The organism is Belnapia moabensis DSM 16746 (assembly GCF_000745835.1).
Taxonomy (GTDB): Bacteria; Pseudomonadota; Alphaproteobacteria; order Acetobacterales; family Acetobacteraceae; genus Belnapia; species Belnapia moabensis.
Map to the genome: position 1 here is coordinate 13323 of NZ_JQKB01000061.1, position 16279 is coordinate 29601.

The following is a 16279-nucleotide window of genomic DNA, read 5'->3' on the forward strand; positions in this document are numbered from 1 at the left end:
TTGGGATTCTCCCATTCACGACAGTTGCAGAAGTATTAGCGGGCGATCCGTTCCATCCGCAGATACCCGTCAGCCAGAAGGATTTGTGCCGGCTGCCCGATCCATTCCTCGGAAAACTCAAGGCCATTCACATACAGGCCTGCAATGGCGACGCGTTCTGCGTCCAGACTTTTGACAAAAATGCGGGCCTTTTGGTCACCGTCAACACCGGCGAATGCGGCGCCGTGCAAACATCCATAGACATGAATACAACCGTCAGCCAGAACTTCCGCCCCGGTCGATACTGAACTGAGAATGACCAGATCGGAACCGGCCGCATAGATCTTCTGGCCGGATCGAACGGGATGATTGACGATCATGGTCGGGCGTCGCGGCGGCCCGTCAAATGGGTCATGCGACGGTCGGTCTTCATCATCTGTACTTAAAACCTGTCCCAGACCCGTAGCGAGCGCTGCACGGCGAATCTCGGCCCGAGCGGCCCGAAACCCGGCTGGCACCAGCTCCATGGCCCGCAGCAGGTCAACAACCGCGCTGACGAGCGGGGCCGCCGAGGCGGGCAGGGGGGTGAAATCCAAGATCACTGGGGCACGCCAGAAAAAGCCCGGCGCCCCTTGCAGCTGCGCCGCCACACCAGCCGCCAGCTCGGCTGCTGGCACATCGGCCACCGTCAGCGTCAGAAACGCATGAGATTCGCCGCGCATCGCATGGCACGGTCGCCGGGCTGCTAAATCGCATTCTGCGCTCATCATGGGATCCGCCCATTCTGGGTAGGATTGTGGCCAAGTCGTTGTGTGGTCGTCCGGGTTACTCCCGAACCGGCGCCACATCTGCGAGATACGGCTTATGCGAAAAAAACTCAACAGATTTCGCTTTTCAGTAGATAGACAGCGACCAAGCCATGAGTGCCAGTCGTCAGACCGAGCAGGGCCGGCACCCGATGCCAAGCCGCACCGGGTTGCCAGCCCGCGATGGCCGTCGGCAGCCCGGATGGAGGGCGGCCCATTCGGCCGGCCCGCTGCCGGGCTGCGACGGCAACCTCACCCAGCACCATGATCCCATCGCCACAGCGACCGCGCAGAAGACCGCGCTCGGCGGCGGAGCCCCCAAGCCGCGCCTTCTACCGCATCGGTCACTCCGAAGCCGCCGCCCCTCGCCCTGGCGCAGGGCGTGCGACGGGTTGCCTTGCTTTCCGCCCGCCCGGCAACCCGGGGACGGTCATGGTAGCCGCCACGCCCTGGCAGACGATTTCGGCTATGGCCCTGATCGCGCCATCGCCCATCCCTCCTGGACACCCATGCAGTCAGCCTGGCGACCGCCCGGGCTAGTATTTTCGCAGATGTGGCTGTGCCGCCGCGCCGTCAGCAGATGGGTGTTGGGCGCGGCGGACGCCCAGCACCCATGGCCCATGTTACGGTCGAGCCCAGCGCCTCCAGAGCGAACAGGGTGCCGTTCCAACCCATCCCAAGATTGTCGACAGGCAGCCGGTCGGTTACGGCACCGAGGCCGGGTCTGGCACCGGGGCTGCCGGCTGAGCCCAGGCCGCCACAGCATGGGGGATGTCAAGGGCGGTGCTGAAGCCATGGCGGGTGAAGGCCGCGGCGATCAGCCACGCCGTGAACATCGCCTGGCCGTCCCGCAGCGGCCCATCCAGGGCGCTCTGCGCCACCGGCAAAGCTTGCCGCTGCGACAGGGCTGTGGCCACCTCCCGCATCGCCGCTGGCAAATCTTCGGTAAGCAGCAGCGGGGATGGCAGCCCGGTGGCCTGCAGGAAGGCCGCCGGGCTGCACGCTGCCGACCCCTCGAGAAGAATGCAGTGTCGGGTATCCGGCGCAGGACCCAACCACACCGGCCGCCCCTCGCGCCATACCAGCAGGCGCATGTCATGCCGATGCGTCTCCGCCGGCACCACAAAGCCCACCACCTCACCAGCCTCTGCGGCCAGCAGGCTGCCGAGCCAACTCACCGCGTCGGCCAGAAGGTGGGGCACCGCCGGCACACTCGCCGAGACCTCGAGCCGCAAACGACGATCCACCGTCTGCCTGACCCGCGAGCCCTGGGTGGCATGATCCAGACTGTCGCCCGTCAGGATCATGTTGGCAGCGGCGCGCCGGAACAGCGGGTGTAATGGTGGCTGTTTCGGCCAACACCCCTGCAGCAAGCTGGTCAGTGCCTCGGCATCCCCCGCCGCCATAGGCTGGTGCAACCAAGCGCTGAGCTCGAGGCGAGCGTGCCGCTCAGGCGCAAACCCCGCGGCTTGACCAGAACCCGTCATCAGCGCGGTCCGCTGGCCCGGCGCTCGGCCTGGGCCAGCGCTGCGGTAACGGCCGATGGGTCGGCTACAGGCGAATGATGGCGGATGCGGACCGGCGGCAGGTCGTGCGGGTCATGTTCGATGAACACCATGTCGAGCGGGATGTCGGCATGAACCTCGCTTAACAGGCCCTCGTGATGCACCACCACGACCTGAGGTCGCCGCTGCTCCAGGAGGGCGAGCTCCACACGGCGGATTAACGCCGCAAATTCGTCATCGCTGCTGCTGGCGGCCAACAGCGTCAACACCTCACGGCCTTCCTGCATGAGGCAGGCTTCCCCTGCCCCACGCCGGAGAAGGTCCATCGTCATGTCCTGCACCCCCGTCTGGGCGCCAATCTGGTGCCATGTCCACCCATGCGCGTCCACGCTTTTCCGTCACCGGGCGGGACGCGCCACGCTTACGACAGCCGCCGATACAGCCCCGACTGACCTGGCTCAGCCTGGAAGGCGGTGGTCAGGCCAATGGTGGTTTCCGCGGCACCCAGCAACAGCCAGCCGCCAGGCTTAGTCCGCGCTGCAATACCGGACAAGACAGCTCGCTTGGTCGGGACGTCGAAATAAATGAGCACGTTGCGGCACATGACAATGTCGAACGGGCCAAGTGGCGGCAGCGCCAACAGATTGGCCTGATGCAGTTCGACCATCGCGCGCAGCTCTGGCTTCAGCCGCCAATCGAGGCCGTCCTTGGTGAAATGCTGGATCAGTCGCTGGATGGTCAAACCGCGCTGCATCTCAAACTGGCTGTAGCGCGCCTCCCGAGCACGGGCCAAGGCGGTGGCGCTGATATCCGTGCCGACGATGCGCACCCGGCAGCCTGCCAGCCGAGCCCGCTGCTCGGCCATCAAGATCGCCAGGGAATAAGGTTCCTGCCCGGTCGAGCAGGCGGCAGACCAGATGCTGAGGTCACGCGGCGCGCTCGCACCGCCGACGATGGTCGGCAGGATCGTGTCACGCACCAGGTCGAATGGCCGCCCGTCGCGGAACCACAGGGTCTCGTTGGTGGTCAAAGCATCGACGACCGCCGTCGCCGTCTGGCCGTCCGGCTGCAAGGCCAGCTTGTCCGCCAGGGCGGCAAGATGCGGCACACCCAGCTGACCCAGCAGGGGCTCCAACCGCGACGTCACCAGGTAATCCTTGTCGGCAGCCATGGCGATGCCGCTGCGCCGCCGGATGGTGTCGCGGATCGTGGCAAGAGCAGCGGCACTCATAACGGTCGTCCTGCAGCAAGAGTGAGAATAGCGTCCGCCATGCTGTCCAGCGGTAAGATGGCGTGGCAGAGACCAGCCTGGGCAACGGCGCCTGGCATGCCCCATACCACCGAGGTGGCTTCATCCTGGGCGAGGACCGTTCCGCCGACCCCAGCCAGCTCCCGGCAACTCGCCAAGCCGTCGCTGCCCATGCCGGTCAGAATCACGGCCAAGATGCGACCACCACAGATCCGCACCGCTGATCGCAGCATTGGATCAACCGACGGGCGGCAGAAATTTTCCGGCGGCCCATCATCCAGCTGGCAGACCAGTTGCTCGCCCTGGCGGACCAGCAACAGGTGCCAGCCGCCCGGCGCAATATGCAGGCGGCCTGGTTGCAACGGCATGCCGGCGGTGGCTTCCACCGCCGGCATGCCGTTGCGGCTGATCTGCTCCGCCAGCATGCCGGTGAAATAGGGTGGCATATGCTGGGTGAGGATCATCGGCTGGCTGATACCCGTTCCCAGGCGTTTCACCACCTGGGCCAGAGCCTGCGGACCGCCGGTCGAGCTGCCAAAGGCCACGATATCAGGACGGCCACGCAAACGCGGCGTGGCGATCCCTGCGGCGCCAGCAACCGCCTGGCTGGAGAGCGCGCCCGGGGCGGGCGCTCCCGTGTTGAGCAGGGGCGCAGCCGGCGTTGCCCGCGGCGCTGCAGCCCGCAAGGTGGCGAGCAACAGCCGCGCAAATTTGCTCTCGGCCTCACCGGACTCGACCAAATTCGGATAGGCGAGCTGCGCCGCAATGGCCAAGCCGCCCGCGTCCAGGCGCTTGGGCCCGTGCAGCACCACCACTTTCAGGGCCTGGAGGCCGGCCGACCGCACCGCCAACAACGCTGCCTCGGGATCGACCGAAGCATCCAGCAGGAGGAGGGTGGGCTTCTCGCGGCTGATGGCCTCCTCCAAGGGGGCCCCGAGCCGGCTTGAGCCAACCACCGCAATGTCACTGGCCGCCGCCGTCAACCGCCTGATCTGCATTCGCAGCCCGGCATCCGGCGAGGCGACCAACACCCGGATGGCGGCGTCGGCAGGCGTCGCCGCTGATCCCCGCACAATAGTCCCAGACATCAGGTGAGCAGGCCGACGGTGCGCAGCTTTTCGGCGAGAATGTCCTGATCATAGGGCTTCATAACATACTCATCAGCCCCGGCTTGCATGGCCGCGATGATCTGGTCCATGTCGTTCAAGGTGGTGCACATCACCACCCGGGGCGGGTGATCCCACGCCTCCGACCGCAGCGCCTGCAGCGTAGCGAAACCGTTCAGAACTGGCATCTCCCAGTCCAGCAGGACCAGATCCGGTCTGGCCAACCGCGCCTTGGCAAGCGCCTCGGCACCATCGACCGCCTCACTGCAAGCAAAGCCAAGATTGCTCAGGAATTTATAAGCAATCTTGCGCATGGTCGCGCTGTCGTCGACGATCAGGCAAGTGGGCATTGGGGTCTCCGGTTCACGCCGCGGTGGCCACGGCCGCAAGCATGCGGTCGAGCCCCAATACGAGGAGCAACTTGCCGTCCAGTTTGATGATGCCATCCGTCAGGCCGCGCCAGCGCGCATCCATGATCTGGGGCGGCTGTTCCATGGCGGAAGCCGGAAAGGTCAGCGCATCGCCAACGCCGTCGATCATCAGGCTGTACAGCTCGCCATCCTGCTCGATCACGATCTCCGTCGCACGCTCCGGCTCCTCGGTCCGACCCAAGCCCAGCGTGGCTCTGAGGTCGAGAACCGTCACGATGCGGCCGCGCAGATTGAGGAAACCGGCCACGGCAGGCGGCGCCAAGGGCACCGGTGTCAGCGATTGCGGCCCGAGGACTTCGCGCACGGCAGCGATGGGGATGCCCCAGGACTGCCCCACAACCTCAACCGAGACCAGCTGTAGGGCCTGGGCCTGACGGGAAGCGCTCATGCTTGGGTCTCCATCTGCATGATCTCATTGACTGCTTCAGCAATGCCATCCCGCGCCAGCTTCGGGAGATGCCGCACAAAGCCCGCCTCCGCGCCGCGGGCGATGGCATCCTGGTCGGCATGGCCAGACAGGCCAATGATGGGAATATTCTGCCAGCGTGCTTCGCTTTTCAGGCGGCGCGCGAGCTCGAAGCCACTGATGCCCGGCATCTCGATATCGGTGATGACGAGATCAACGCGTTCACCGGCCTCCAGCTGGCTCAGCGCATCCTCGCCGGAGGCGGCGGGAACCACTTCAAGGCCACAGGAGCGCATGACGGGCAGCATCAGGCTGCGGAAGAACGCACTATCATCCACCATCAGGACCCGCTTGCCCCGGGGACCGGACTTCAAGCTCGTGGGCTTGAACCAGTCCTGCGCGGCCAAAGTGAGAAAATGCCCGGTGTTGACGATCTCGGTCGGCTGGCCATTCACCAGCGACGAGCCAATCACCTCAGGGCGGCCGGTCTCGAGCTCGATCACCACCGCGCTCTCGACGATGTCTTCGATCTCGTCGACCACCAACCCCATGGAACGCTCGCCCTCGCTGATGACCAGCACCTGCTTCCGGCTGCCTGGCTCCATGGACACCTCCGGATCCGCCGCAATGAGCGGCATCAGCCGGTCACGGTATTTGATCAGCATATGGCCGTTGGAATGGAACACGACATCCGTTTGAATTTCCTCGAGCCGGGCGATCAGGTCGAGCGGAATCGCCTTCAACATGCCCCGGCCGGCGCGGACCAGAAGCAGCGCGAGCTTTTCCGACCGGTCGTCGATCCCGCTCATCTGATGCCCCAAATCGCCATTGGCGGCCGAGGTGTCGACACGACCGGTGCGGGCCAGCACACCATTCGGGTCGATAATCATGCAGACTGAGCCATCGCCGAGGATGGTGTTGCCGGAGTACACACTGATGTTCTTCAGGAGCTGGGCCACCGGCTTCACCACGATTTCCTCGGTATCGTGGGCCCGATCGACCACGATCCCAAACTCGTAGCTGCCAACCTGGGTGACGATCACAAGCCGGTTGTCACCGGGCGCCTCCACGCTGCCCGGCATGGCCAATCCCAGCACCTCGCGCAGCGGCACCAGCGGCAGCAAGCGATCGCGCAGCCGCAACACAGAGGTGTCGCGAATACGCTCAATGCGGTGCTCGCCATGGCTGTCGGCATTCACCAGCTCGGTGACCGAGATCTGCGGCACCGCATAGCGCTGGCCGGCACAATCCACAATCAACGCGCTGACGATCGCCAGGGTGAGGGGGATTTTGATGGTGAAGGTGGAGCCATTGCCCGGCCTGGTGACCAGATCGATCGTGCCACCGATCCGCTCCACATTGGTGCGCACGACATCCATGCCGACCCCGCGGCCGGACACATCCGTCACCGTCGCCGCGGTCGAGAACCCGGCACGGAAGATGAAATTGCCGACCTGAGTATCGCTCATGCCAGCGACCTCGGCCTCGCTGGCCAGGCCGCGCTCCACCGCCTTGGCACGGATCCGTGGCAGGTCAAGACCGCGGCCGTCATCAGACAGCTGCATCACAATATGGCCGCCCTCATGGAAGGCGTGCAGCTTGATGATGCCGGTCTCGTCCTTGCCGGCTGCCAGGCGAGCGGCCGGTGTCTCCAGCCCATGGTCGCAGGAGTTGCGCACCATGTGGGTCAGGGGATCGCGGATCAGCTCGAGGATCTGCCGGTCAAGCTCGGTCTCGGCTCCGGTCATCTGGAGCTCGATCTTCTTGTTCAGGTCGCGCGCCAAGTCACGCACGATGCGCGGCAGCTTGTTCCAAGCGTTGCCGATGGGCTGCATGCGCGTCTTCATGACGTCTTCTTGCAGCTCGGAGACAACCTGGTTCAGCCGCTGCAGCGGGCCCACCAGGGCACCGTCTTTGCTGTTGCGGGCGAGCTGCAGCAGCTGATTGCGGGTCAGCACCAGCTCCGACACGCTGGTCATCAGCGTCTCCAGCAGGTCAAGACTCACCCGGATGGATTGGGCGCTGGTGTCGCTGGCCGCAGGCTGGCTGGTGGCGGCGGGCGGCACCGCGCTGGCGACCGGCGATGCCATGGCGGGCGCAACCGGCGGCGCCGGCGGTGCGGCGGGTGCCGGGACGGGCGTGGCATTCCAGGCCGAGTCGAGGGCGGCCTCGAGCTCCGAGAGGGGCGGCGCCTCCACGGCCGCCGCCGGCGCGGGCAGCGCGACAACAGAGGCACCGGCCGCATCATTGATGGCATCCAGATCGGCGATCAGTGCGGTATCATCACCATCGCCCTCGACCCCGCGAGCCCCCAATGTATCCACGATCTCCTTGAGCGTGTCGAAACTGCGAAGAATGACCGTCACGGTTTCCGGGCTCACGGTCACCCGGCCTTTGCGGATGGCGTCCAGCACGTTTTCCGCAGAATGCGCCACCCGGCGCAGCCGGTTCAGGCCAAGGAAGCCGCAGGTTCCCTTGATGGTATGGACGGTGCGAAAAATACGCGCGACGAGCTCAAGATCTCCCGCATTGGCCTCGAGCTGCAGCAGGTCGTTGTCCAGCGCCCCAAGGGACTCGGTGGTCTCAGACACGAAATCTCGGACGAAATCTTCCACTGGGTGTCCCTCTGCCGCCGATGCCAGGCCTGCGAAAAAGCTTAGCTTTATATCCGTCAATGTGCGAAACACGTCAACAGACACAGAGCCTCTTGCGAAAAAATCTTGGTTGCGCGACAATCAGGGGGCCAAAGGAGCGGTGGCGATGAAGATTCTGGTGGTGGATGACTATTCGACCATGCGTCGGATCGTGCGAAATCTCCTTGACCAAATCGGGTACAAGGAAGTCGAAGAGGCTGGCAACGGGGTCGAGGCCCTGGAGAAAATCAAGGCGACGCGGTTCGATCTGGTCATTTCCGACTGGAACATGGAACCGATGACGGGTCTTGATCTGCTGAAGGAAGTACGCGGTCACGCGACCTTGGGTAAGACGCCGTTCATCATGGTGACTGCCGAGAGCAAGACCGAGAACGTTATTGCTGCGAAGCAGGCGGGTGCTTCTCAGTACATTGTAAAACCGTTCACGGCCGAAACGCTGAAGGCGAAGATCGCCTCGGTTATCGCCTAAGCGGGGACAAGATGAACGTAACCCTTCCGGTCCATGCAGGGCTGGCACGCATTGCAGGGCATGTGGCCGCAATTTCTGCGGAAACAGATCGCCTTTTTAGCCTTGCACCGGCTGAGGGTGGCGCAGGACCTGTCGAGCCCAGTGTGCTCGACGAGGTCCGAGCCATGTCACGGATGCTGGCAGAGACTCGGTCTGCCATTATCAGCATGGCTCCCCAATCGGGCGGAACTATCCGGCTGCACGAAGCCGGTGAAACGCTGGATGTGGTGGTGGGTGAGACCGAGCGGGCAACCCTGGAAATTATGCACCAGGCCGAACGGGCACAGGCTGCGGCAGCGCGACTACATGCCGGGACTTCAACCGATGCGGCGGCGGATCTGTCGGAAGTCAATGAGGCGGCCACGGCCATTGTCATGGCCTGCATCTTTCAGGACATCACCGGTCAGCGCATTCGCAAAGTCATGACGGCGTTGCGGGAGATGGAGGATCGGGTGGCGTCCCTGGTCGCGCTGCTGGGCATCGAGAGCGGCGATTTGGTGACGGCGGCACCGGCGGAGACGCCGCTGATGAATGGGCCCAGCTCGGCCGCTGAAGGCGGGTTGCAGCAGGGCGCGGTGGACGACCTGTTCGGCTGAGTGCTGCCGCCCAATCATCCAGCAGGGCAACCGCTCGGCAAGTTTTGCCAGAGGCGCGCCACCGTTCAGGCTGCGGCCTAGAGGATCACAACATGGCGCTTCCAGTGCAGGGTGGACCCGCGGGTCCGGGAGCTTTTGCAGGCGCCACTGTGGAGGGGCGCGGCGGCACGCGCGGGTCCGCACTCACCATGCTGTCCGCCACGTCGGCCCATGCCGGCCGCGGCGCGCCGGGCGAGTTTGCGGCCCTGATGGCGGCCGCGGCGGCCAGCCAAGGCGGCGCCGAGGCGGTGACGGGCAGCGACAGCCTGACCCTGGCGCCGCGCGGCCATGCCCTCGCCGCCGATCTGCCATGGGATGCGCTGGCGGATGCCGCCGACCTCGCCGGCTCAATGATGGCACCCTTGCAGATGGCTGCGATGGCCATGGGATTGGGCCCGGCGCCGAACCTCGCACCATCTGATACGGCGACGGCGACGGCTATGACTGCCGCGGTCGCGGCTGCCGTGGTGCCGACGGACGCTCAGACCAGCCCAGATCAGCGCTCCCTGGGCGCCACGGCAGCGGCTGCAGCCCTGCCCATACCGGCTCCCATGGCGGCCGATCCGTCGCTGCTCCCGGCCGCCTCCGCGGCCGCGGAGGCGCTGGGTCTGCAGGGTCGTGAGGGTAGCGCAACCCCGCGTCCAGCCGCGAACCCGATGGGGCCAGAAGGGGTCGCCACAGCCGCGGCCGCGGCGCTGCACCGCTCTGGCGCCAGGCCGGGGCCGCTGGGCGCCGGGGAGAGTGCGCCAGCGGCGACCGTCACTGCGGCTGCGGCCTCTCGGAGCAGCTTGACCACCGAGGATCAGGCGCTGGTTGTCCGGACGCCGGCGTCCAGGCCGCGCCTGCCAGCCACCGAGGCGGCGATGGCCGGCAGCCCCGCCGCCCCGCAGGACCAGGTCACTGCCGCGCAGCGCCTGGGGCAGCCGGCGATGACGCCGGCCCTGACCGCCCCCGCCACCCAGGCGGCCCTGGCGACCGATGCGGCCCACAGCCTGGCGATCGCCGGCGCCGTCAGCCGGGATATGAGCCCGCCACAGGACGGCGCCGTTCTGGCCGCGGCGGCGGAGCCCAGCGCCGCGGCCCCCGGCCTGACCGGTATGACGTCACGGCGGCCGGCAGTGCCGGCAGACCTCGCCCTCCCACGGCAGCGCATCCCCAGCCCGGACACCGGCGCGGCGGATCGCCGCCAGCTGCCGCAGAATCTGGCCGATCTGGTCAATCCTCTGCTCGTGCCGACCGAGCAGGCCGCTGAGCGTCGCGAGACCGTGGACCGTCTGCTGACCGCCGAGTCGGTGAGCGCGACCCCGGCGGTGAGCCAGTCCCTGGAGCGCTTACCAAGCCCGACCGCGCCGCCGATGCCGGCACCGGCTCAGCCCGGCGCCCATCCCGCCATCCCCCCCCGGGTTGCGGCGGAGGCGGGGCATCAGGTCGCCCTGCGCATGGCCCGCGCGGCGGCCAATGGTGTGGAGACCATTTCGGTCGATCTGCGTCCCCCTGAGCTTGGGCGCGTCGAAGTCCGCATGACGTTCCGCGACGGCATGGTGCAGGTCGTGATGGCAGCCGAACGCGCCGAGACCTTTGAGGCATTCCGCCAGGACCGCACGCAGCTGGAACAGCAGCTGGCCCAGGCCGGCATCGATCTCGGGGGCGGTGGGCTCGACCTGCGCCATGGCGGCCTGCCGCGGGAACGTGCCGCGGACACGCCCAAGACCACCGGCAGCGACGGCGTGGAATTGGCGGATGCGACCGCCGAGGTCACGGTCGAGGGGCAGAGTCAGCGGCCCGCGACGGACAGTCTCATCGACATAATCGCCTAGAGCACCCAGGCATTTTGACCCTTTTGGAGCGTGCAGCATGGCCTCGGCGCCAATCACCGCAACCACCCCTGCAGCCCAACTGCCAAGCGCGGCCACGCGCTCGGCAACCACTCTTGGCGCGGGAGCCGGCACGGGCGGGACGCAAACCCTGGGCAACACGGACAAGGACCTCAACCGGTTCCTGACCCTGCTGACTGCCCAGCTCAAATACCAGGACCCGATGTCGCCCACGGATCCCACCCAGTTTGTGGCTCAGCTGGCCCAATTTTCGCAAGTTGAGCAGCAAACCAAGACCAACACGCTGCTTCAGCAGATGGCGTCCTCGCTAACCACCAATGCGCTGGGGCAGACCGCCGCGCTGATCGGAAAGCAGGTCAATGCCACGGCCGCGACGGTCACCGTGCCGCCGTCCGGATCGAGTACACCAATTACCGTCTCACTTAACCAATCCGGCCTGAGCAACGCCCGCCTGGTGGTGATGGACAAGTCCGGCGGTGAGCTGCGGCGTATTCCGGTACAGCCCGGGCAGAACAGTGTGAGCTTCGACGGCCTGGGCGCCAATCAGCAGCGCCTGCCAACCGGCGTTTATGATGTGAAGCTGGTTGGTGACGACACCAGCGGCCAGGAACAGAGCGCCGGTGTGATCGGCGCAAGCGGGCGGGTGACCGAGGTGCGGACGCAAGTGGGTGGTGGTTATACCTTGGTCCTGTCCAATGGCAGTCAGATCGATGCGGCAAATGTCACCAGCATGACCAACTGAGCCGAGGCTGCCACGGTATGCTGCGGCCGTAACGGTACTGGGCGCGTGCTGGGTCAGAACCTTGTCTGGCATCAGAGAGCGACCCGCCGCGCGGGATGCCGCTTGCACGGCTGGAGCCGCCCCCGACACGGGTGCACGCCGGCGTGCACCACTATGATGAGAGACAGGTTCCTCGGGCCGCTGCCATGCCGCCGTGATCAGCTGTGCAGAAACCGCGTGATCACCACGCTTTTCAGCCCGTGTTCTTTGATTTCTGCCAGGCTTTCATACAAATTCTCCCGGACCGAGGCCGGATTGCTTTCGCCTGGGCGTAGCTGGTTGCGTTCCGACATTTGCATCAGCCGGCGCAAGACAGTTTCCTTGAGGCGCGGTGCGAGATCGCGGAATTCCTGGGTATACTCCGATTTGACTTCCAAGGTGACTGAGACCAGCAGGTAGCGTGACTTCCGATCGGGCGCAGGGAGGTTGATGGTGAAGTCACCGAGGGCAAAAAACTCATAGGGTTTCGGGGGGGCAGCGCTCGCGCTCCAGGCCGCATTGCCAAAAAGCGCAGGAGTGAAAGCTGCGGCCGCGCTCCAAAAGGCGCGGCGACGCGACAGGTCGTGCATGAACAACACCTTGGCTCAGCGATGACCTCCATCATCGGAATTTAGCTATGGTGGCGCAACGTGCCGGGCCGGTTTCTGTGTCTTTTTCGTTGAGCGTCTGCAAGGTTCAGGCGGCGGATGGCAGCAGGGCCTGATGTCCGGAGCGCTGGTGTGCTCATGCCGGCAAAGCTCAACCTCGCTCATTTGCACGGTGCGACAAGGCCCTCCCGCCGGGGCGCGCCGCCGTCCAAGCTCCCCCGCCCCCAGAGACCGCGGCAAACGAGATCAGGCTGGCGCCCAGCCCCGCGTCGCGGCTGCGCCTGCGGCACGGCTGGAATGGCCGTACGCTGCCGCTCGGGCGTGAGCGCCTGGGGGATGGCTGGCGGCATGCAGGCAGCCAGGCCGCTGCTTGGCCATGCGCCCAAGGCCGGCCAGGGCGCCACTCCGCGGAACGCTCGCGCTGCCGCCGCGCCATCCCTCCCGCTGGCAATGGCGGCCGCACCGCCTATCCCTCAGGGCAGCGCACCCATGACCAAGACAAACCACCAATCGCGCCAAGCCACGCCGAAAACACTGGACGCAACACCGTCTCTTCAGGTTGATTGTTTCATGCGCTTCAACTTTCTGTGAGCTGGAACGACCAACGCCCGTGTCCAAAGTGTCCCCCGCTGTTGGCCCCAAGCATCCGCAACTGGTTGTCCTGCTCGGCGCCACGGGTGACCTGTCGCAGCGCAAGCTGCTGCCAGGACTGTTCCATCTGGTCAGCCGAGGTTTCATTCCGAGCTGCCGCATTGTCGGCGTGTCGCTGGACCTGCTCGACGCAGATGCCTTCCGAGAATTCGCGCGGCGCGCCGTCGAGCAATTTACGTCCCGTAAAATTTGTGATGCCGCCTGGACCAGGTTTGCAGCACATTTAGAATATGTCCCGCTGAGCGCGGGGCCGGTCGCACTCCGGCAGCTGGTGCAGCAATGCGAAGCAGACCTCGGCGATGTGACCAAGCGACTTCTGTACCTCAGCGTCCCGCCGAACGCGGCGCTCCCGGCGATCCGGCTGCTGCAAGAGGCGGAGCTGACCACGAACTCGCACATCATCATGGAAAAGCCATTTGGCGTCGATCTTGAGAGTGCCATCCTGCTCAACCGACATTTGCACGACGTATTCCAAGAAGACCAAATATTCAGAATAGATCATTTCCTCGGCAAGGAGGCTGCGCAGAATATTTTGGCCTTCCGCTTTGCCAATGGTCTGTTTGAGCCGATCTGGAACAGGAACTTCATCGATCACGTGCAGATTGATGTGCCGGAGACTTTGGGCTTGGGCCGCCGCGGCAACTTCTATGAAGCCACCGGGGCCTACCGAGATATGGTGGTCACGCATCTGTTTCAGATTCTCGGCTTCATGGCCATGGAGCCGCCAACCGCGTTGGAACCGGCACCTATCAGTGAAGAAAAGAATAAAGTGTTTCGGAGTATGCTGCCGATTGATCCCAGGAACGTAGTGCGCGGGCAGTATATCGGTTACCGCACGGAGGAGGGCGTGGATCCGGAATCAGATACCGAAACTTTCGTGGCGCTGAAATGCATGATCGATAATTGGCGCTGGGCGGGCGTGCCGTTTTTCCTGCGAACCGGGAAGCGGCTCGCGGAGGGGCAGCGGATTATCTCCATCGCCTTTCGCGAGCCGCCGAAAAGCATGTTCCCGGCCGGCTCCGGCGTTGGCGCTCAGGGACCAGACCACCTGACCTTTGACTTGGCCGATGCGTCCAAGATGTCGCTGTCCTTCTACGGCAAGCGCCCCGGACCGGGTATGCGTCTGGATAAGCTGAGTCTGCAATTCGCCATGCACGACACGGATCGGATTGGTGAGGTGTTGGAGGCCTATGAGCGGCTGATTCTGGACGCCATGCGCGGTGACCATACCTTGTTCACCACAGCGGAGGGCATTGAGCGGTTATGGGCGTTGTCGATGCCGCTGTTGGAAGCGCCGCCACCGGTCAGGCTGTATCCGTCAGGGTCATGGGGGCCCAAATCGATTCACCAGCTCGTGGCGCCGCATGCCTGGCGCCTGCCCTTCGAGCGGGCGTGGCGAGGCCCAACCCCATCCGTGATGTAGTGGCGGCTGCCACCGAGGAGCCGGGCTTGCAGTCCGGGCCTGGGCCAGCCCCGTGCCCCCCAATCTGGCCGCGGATGCACTCCCCGATCAGGTCCTCGATCGGGCCGTCGGCAGCCGCCCGATCGTCATGCCGCAACGCGGCGCTGTAGTACGCGCGGTGGCCATCGGCTGGACCATCCAACGCGCCTGCCTGTTGCCCAGCCGCGCCTGCCTGACCACGCTTGTCCAGCAGCATGGCTCGCCGCAGCAGGGCTGTGTGGGACAGCGTCGCCCCTGCTGGCGCTGAGTGCTTCGAAGCGTTGGCCAGCAGAGCACCAGCTCCTGGCCTCGGTGCTGGAGACCGCCCGCTGCCAATGGCACGGGAGGCCGCAGGCCAGGGAGGCAGGGCATCAGGGGCGACGGACGGGGTCGGAGCACCAAGGCCTGCGCCCTCGGCAGGCCTGCGGCCGGCCGACAATGGCAGGGGTGTCAGGCCAGACGGCCCGGCGTGACGGCCGTGGCCGGCGATGCGTCCTGGGCGGAGCATCTCCCTGCGTGCGGACGAGCAGCAACCCGGATGGCCGCCACGGCAGCGCTCCGGTCCGACACGCCCGGCCCATCACGTCCATCAGCATGGCGCGGCGCCGGTTCCGGATAGTCTCCCGCCCGCTCAGCGAGGCTGGCGCTCGGATGCGGCGCTGACCCCGAGGCAAGGCCCCGGTAGAACCGAGCCGACCCTTGGCGAGGTCGAACCAGCTCCCCACCCGTCCGTACCATCGGCTGGAGATCCGCGAGGGCCCGAGCTTGCGCGGGCCCCCAGTGGCGATCATAGCTGAGGCACCCGGGACCATCGCATCATCCTGCGGCCAGGGTTGGTAGACATGGCTGAGCCGGTGTTTCAATCTGGAATGCGTACGTCATAATTAAGATGATTGTCGTTTGGGGGCGGCTGCGCCCTGAAATCGGGATGGGCTGCCGGCTCGACGCCCGCAGTCAGCAGGGGTGGCGCGGATCTGATCATCGGTGGCCATGATCCCGTGGGCTCGGACGGGGTAGTCGGGCTTGCAGTGCCCGGTTCGGTTCGCTGAAAAATCCGTGCGCTGTCTCGTTTATAACGCATTTGTGGAGTTACGCGGGGGGGAAAGCACCTTTAGGTAGGTTTCGTGGCCATTGCGAAATGGGTCGATGACGATTTTTCTGCTGCAACCGACGTCAGAGGGGATCCCAGATCCCGCTTGGGCTCTCAGCTGGCATGTTGGCGCCTGCGAGATTGCTGCGGACTCGCCAGAGATGGCCCGCAATCTGGCGGCAGGGCAGTTCACCGTGCCGGTTCTCCCTGGCCTGCATCTCGCCTGCCACCGGTCCCCCTGGTTCGAGCAGAAGCTGGTGGTGGTCACAGCCTTGGACGACGCCGTCGCCAAGGATCGGGATTGAACGCGCGGCACAGAGGCGGCGACGAGCGGGGCCGGGCCGTGTCACAGGGCCTGCGTAAGGCCGATCACGAGCGCGACCAGCTAGGGCGTCGTGATTTTGCGACGCTTGGTGGCACTGCTCGCCATACCCGTCAGGTCGAGGTGGGCGGTGTGGGGCAAACCACAGCACGCTGATTGCCGGCGTGGCCTTAACCCTGCCGGTACGCGTCAAGGTAGTTGTCGCCTTGCTCTCGTAATATCCTCCTCTATCCGGTTTGCTTCGATGTGCTGAACGCGACGATGCTGTCGCGCTCTGGATTGAGGGTGACGGC

General features: G+C 65.5%; 15 protein-coding genes. 6 read left to right on the forward strand and 9 right to left on the reverse strand.

Translation table 11 applies throughout. The features are described from left to right. Positions 1-35 precede the first annotated feature (35 nt). The 8 genes from minC to EP26_RS23610 all read right to left on the reverse strand — a co-directional run bounded on the left by minC (position 36) and on the right by EP26_RS23610 (position 8097). On the reverse strand, positions 36-749 hold the full coding sequence (minC, locus tag EP26_RS33530) for a septum site-determining protein MinC (RefSeq protein ID WP_169747467.1): 714 nt from the start codon (positions 747-749) through the stop codon (positions 36-38). 740 nt (positions 750-1489) lie between these two features. Then, complete coding sequence (locus EP26_RS23580; RefSeq protein WP_157033713.1) at positions 1490-2032, reverse strand: hypothetical protein; 543 nt, start codon at positions 2030-2032, stop codon at positions 1490-1492. A 239-nt stretch (positions 2033-2271) separates the two neighbouring features. Beyond that, positions 2272-2577 (reverse strand): hypothetical protein, encoded by a 306-nt coding sequence (locus EP26_RS23585; RefSeq protein ID WP_157033714.1) that lies wholly within the window; start codon positions 2575-2577, stop codon positions 2272-2274. 134 nt (positions 2578-2711) lie between these two features. Further along, positions 2712-3521, reverse strand: a complete 810-nt coding sequence (locus EP26_RS23590) for a CheR family methyltransferase (protein ID WP_043342301.1) — start codon at positions 3519-3521, stop codon at positions 2712-2714. Continuing rightward, complete coding sequence (locus tag EP26_RS32355) at positions 3518-4465, reverse strand: CheB methylesterase domain-containing protein (RefSeq protein WP_169747468.1); 948 nt, start codon at positions 4463-4465, stop codon at positions 3518-3520. The genes EP26_RS23590 and EP26_RS32355 overlap by 4 nt, the downstream gene beginning before the upstream one ends. 161 nt (positions 4466-4626) lie before the next feature. Beyond that, positions 4627-4995 carry a response regulator gene (locus EP26_RS23600; protein ID WP_043342289.1) on the reverse strand — a complete coding sequence of 123 codons (369 nt, stop codon included), beginning with the start codon at positions 4993-4995 and terminating at the stop codon, positions 4627-4629. Between the two features lie 13 nt (positions 4996-5008). Further along, positions 5009-5464, reverse strand: coding sequence for a chemotaxis protein CheW (locus EP26_RS23605; RefSeq protein ID WP_043342290.1), 456 nt, complete (start codon positions 5462-5464; stop codon positions 5009-5011). Continuing rightward, positions 5461-8097: a hybrid sensor histidine kinase/response regulator gene (locus EP26_RS23610; RefSeq protein WP_043342291.1), complete on the reverse strand. Its 2637-nt coding sequence runs from the start codon at positions 8095-8097 to the stop codon at positions 5461-5463. Before EP26_RS23610 ends, EP26_RS23605 begins: the two co-directional genes overlap by 4 nt. Before the next feature lie 109 nt (positions 8098-8206). On the opposite strand from EP26_RS23610, the gene EP26_RS23615 reads away from it, so the two are divergent. The 4 genes from EP26_RS23615 to EP26_RS23630 all read left to right on the forward strand — a co-directional run bounded on the left by EP26_RS23615 (position 8207) and on the right by EP26_RS23630 (position 11856). Continuing rightward, positions 8207-8605 carry a response regulator gene (locus tag EP26_RS23615; RefSeq protein WP_456303883.1) on the forward strand — a complete coding sequence of 133 codons (399 nt, stop codon included), beginning with the start codon at positions 8207-8209 and terminating at the stop codon, positions 8603-8605. Positions 8606-8769: 164 nt separating this feature from the next. After that, positions 8770-9240, forward strand: coding sequence for a protein phosphatase CheZ (locus EP26_RS23620; RefSeq protein ID WP_245624491.1), 471 nt, complete (start codon positions 8770-8772; stop codon positions 9238-9240). Positions 9241-9389: 149 nt separating this feature from the next. Continuing rightward, positions 9390-11096, forward strand: a complete 1707-nt coding sequence (locus EP26_RS23625; protein WP_169747469.1) for a flagellar hook-length control protein FliK — start codon at positions 9390-9392, stop codon at positions 11094-11096. 37 nt (positions 11097-11133) lie between these two features. Further along, positions 11134-11856, forward strand: coding sequence for a flagellar hook assembly protein FlgD (locus tag EP26_RS23630; protein WP_043342295.1), 723 nt, complete (start codon positions 11134-11136; stop codon positions 11854-11856). A 197-nt stretch (positions 11857-12053) separates the two neighbouring features. Here EP26_RS23630 and EP26_RS23635 read toward each other — a convergent pair whose 3' ends face one another. Further along, on the reverse strand, positions 12054-12464 hold the full coding sequence (locus tag EP26_RS23635) for a flagellar basal body-associated FliL family protein (RefSeq protein ID WP_043342296.1): 411 nt from the start codon (positions 12462-12464) through the stop codon (positions 12054-12056). A gap of 628 nt (positions 12465-13092) precedes the next feature. Between EP26_RS23635 and zwf the strand changes: the two genes are divergently transcribed. Together zwf and EP26_RS35205 are read left to right on the forward strand one after the other, a co-directional pair. After that, positions 13093-14556, forward strand: a complete 1464-nt coding sequence (zwf, locus tag EP26_RS23640; RefSeq protein ID WP_157033715.1) for a glucose-6-phosphate dehydrogenase — start codon at positions 13093-13095, stop codon at positions 14554-14556. Positions 14557-15720: 1164 nt separating this feature from the next. Next, positions 15721-15969 (forward strand): hypothetical protein, encoded by a 249-nt coding sequence (locus EP26_RS35205; RefSeq protein WP_157033716.1) that lies wholly within the window; start codon positions 15721-15723, stop codon positions 15967-15969. The last annotated feature ends 310 nt before the right edge of the window (positions 15970-16279 follow it).

Excerpts from the sequence above, each read along its gene's own strand:
- EP26_RS23630 (WP_043342295.1), top strand. The coding sequence starts at position 11,134 with ATGGCCTCGGCGCCAATCACCGCAACCACCCCTGCAGCCCAACTGCCA.
- EP26_RS23590 (WP_043342301.1), bottom strand. The coding sequence starts at position 3,521 with ATGAGTGCCGCTGCTCTTGCCACGATCCGCGACACCATCCGGCGGCGC.
- minC (WP_169747467.1), bottom strand. The coding sequence starts at position 749 with ATGATGAGCGCAGAATGCGATTTAGCAGCCCGGCGACCGTGCCATGCG.
- EP26_RS35205 (WP_157033716.1), top strand. The coding sequence starts at position 15,721 with ATGACGATTTTTCTGCTGCAACCGACGTCAGAGGGGATCCCAGATCCC.
- EP26_RS23620 (WP_245624491.1), top strand. The coding sequence starts at position 8,770 with ATGTCACGGATGCTGGCAGAGACTCGGTCTGCCATTATCAGCATGGCT.
- EP26_RS23605 (WP_043342290.1), bottom strand. The coding sequence starts at position 5,464 with ATGAGCGCTTCCCGTCAGGCCCAGGCCCTACAGCTGGTCTCGGTTGAG.
- EP26_RS23600 (WP_043342289.1), bottom strand. The coding sequence starts at position 4,995 with ATGCCCACTTGCCTGATCGTCGACGACAGCGCGACCATGCGCAAGATT.
- EP26_RS23635 (WP_043342296.1), bottom strand. The coding sequence starts at position 12,464 with ATGCACGACCTGTCGCGTCGCCGCGCCTTTTGGAGCGCGGCCGCAGCT.
- EP26_RS23585 (WP_157033714.1), bottom strand. The coding sequence starts at position 2,577 with ATGCAGGAAGGCCGTGAGGTGTTGACGCTGTTGGCCGCCAGCAGCAGC.